Here is a 1,869-nt window from a genome sequence, read left to right on the forward strand (position 1 = left end):
CTGCTGCCTCCTGTTGCGAGGGCTTGCTGCTAGCATTCCCTCAAAGGGCTGAATCAGGACAGTGGCAACCATGGATGGCGAATGGGCGAAGTGCGTGGCGGCAACCGCCAAGGTTCAAGCCGGTCAGACGAAGTTTCCCCGATGAAGATGGCAACTCCCTTGCTGCCTCTCCTTGGCCTGGTGGTTGCGGCAGGCATTGTATGGATGACGTATCCCACAGTATTGGAGTCTGAACTCAAGACGTTCCGATCATTATCGCCCGAGGATTTCGAGGTGATAAGAGGCAGTGCGATCACGTTCGCTCGAGAGAATGCGACCAAGGGCATTGTTATCGACCCAGGGCAAGAACGTTCTCAGGTGTTCGTGCTGCGATGCAAGAGCGTTCCCCTCCTGCTGGTTGAGAACGGATACGACGTTCTCACCATCGATGCATTCGCACACGCAGATGTGCGGTCACCCAGTACTTCGGCGCTGCGAGAGCAGATGGAGTCGACGTTCATTCCAGAGGGACAGCCCGGCAAATCTGGCCATGTCTCTGGCGAGCCTTCAGGCTTGGAGGCTTTCATCATGAAGCATCGAGATGGGATCGACGTGGCGCAGCGATGTCGATGACACCCCCAGATCTCGGCCGCTACGCACGCATCTGCACAGCAGGAACCGTGCTTGGGGCGTCATGGTCCACGCAACATATGGACCACACCTCGGCGGCGGGTCCGGAATCACCCACGCCTAACCGCCGTTCTACGCGGATTCTGTTCGTCGCAGAGATTTGAAGGAAACGTAAATCTCTGATTAATCGAGATATAGTTCTACCGTAATGCCACAGTTTTCCTGATCCAACGCAGAGTTTTCCAGACATGGGCGGGCAGTTGCAGACGTTTCCTCCCTTGCAAGGACAGAAGCCAACAATTGCGCCCCACAGAAAACCGATGCAGACAATCCTGCATCACGCCCAACGTAGCGCATCGCGGTCCGGTTCGTCAGGGTGGGCGGTCTGTCCAATACACCTGACCGTTGCCTCCGAGTTGATCCAGAGCAGGGCAGTTCAGCCACGCCAGAGTCAGAAAACGTGAGCGGTTTCCATGCCTGATCAAGACCACTGTACGGATCAATGCGGACCGGTCATATGTAACCGAACCGTCGAGTCGGCCGAGCAAGTGAAGGGCGGAGCACGCGAAGCCGCGTCCAAGCACCCGCTCGTATGCCCGCGCGAGAGCTTCGATCGCGGAGCTGTTAGACGGCAGCTGCGACGTCGCCAGCGCGATTTCCCGCAGGACCGCCTGTTGCGGCCTGCATAACACACGGCCATCCAGGAATGCTTGCCCGCGCACCCTGTAGGCGGGGGGGCAGGACAATCGAATTGCCGCTGACCGCTACCCGTGTCGGTAGTGCGGCCTCGTTCTGCAGCCCATGTCACACAGTACAAAACAATGATGCTGTGATTGGACAGGATGGCGATCGGCGGAATTCAAGAGACGATGGTCTCCTTTATCGGACCAGGCCCAAATCTCCCGAGGCGTGCCGGGCAAAGCCTTCGCCGGCAATGGCGTTGCCTGCGCGGGGCAGGGCGGCCGGCGGCAAGCGCGGGCGGGCAGCGGCCCGCGTTTATTCGTAACGCAGGGTCACAATCGCGGTGGCAGCCACACTGCCCACGCCAGTGGCCTGGCCGGCCAGCCGCCAGTAAGCGGCGCGCAGTGGCAGCCGGGCCCGCTGGCCGGCCACGCTGGCGCCGCGCTCGCTGTTGGAGCCATCTGCGCCGATGCGCTGGCCGTCGGCCGATTCCAGCACCACCGCCACGCCACGGGCATCGCCGGCGTTGCCGAACAGGCTGGGCAGGCTGCTCTCGGGCGTGCCGCTGAAGCTGAACAC

At 60.9% G+C, this 1,869-nt stretch carries 2 protein-coding genes; one reads left to right on the top strand and one right to left on the bottom strand.

Annotated elements, in window-relative coordinates; translation table 11 throughout:
- Positions 1–81: 81 nt before the first annotated feature.
- Complete coding sequence (locus DBR34_RS07610; RefSeq protein ID WP_128096339.1) at positions 82–612, top strand: hypothetical protein; 531 nt, start codon at positions 82–84, stop codon at positions 610–612.
- 993 nt (positions 613–1,605) lie between these two features.
- Here DBR34_RS07610 and DBR34_RS07615 read toward each other — a convergent pair.
- The coding region (locus tag DBR34_RS07615; RefSeq protein ID WP_181393937.1) for a fimbrial protein at positions 1,606–1,869 on the bottom strand (264 nt) is incomplete at its 5' end.

It is taken from the genome of Stenotrophomonas sp. HMWF003 (assembly GCF_003061285.1).
Classification (GTDB): Bacteria; Pseudomonadota; Gammaproteobacteria; order Xanthomonadales; family Xanthomonadaceae; genus Stenotrophomonas; species Stenotrophomonas maltophilia_AP.

What these genes read in the sequence shown, in the direction of transcription:
- DBR34_RS07610 (WP_128096339.1), top strand. Translation starts at nt 82, where the DNA reads ATGGGCGAAGTGCGTGGCGGCAACCGCCAAGGTTCAAGCCGGTCAGAC.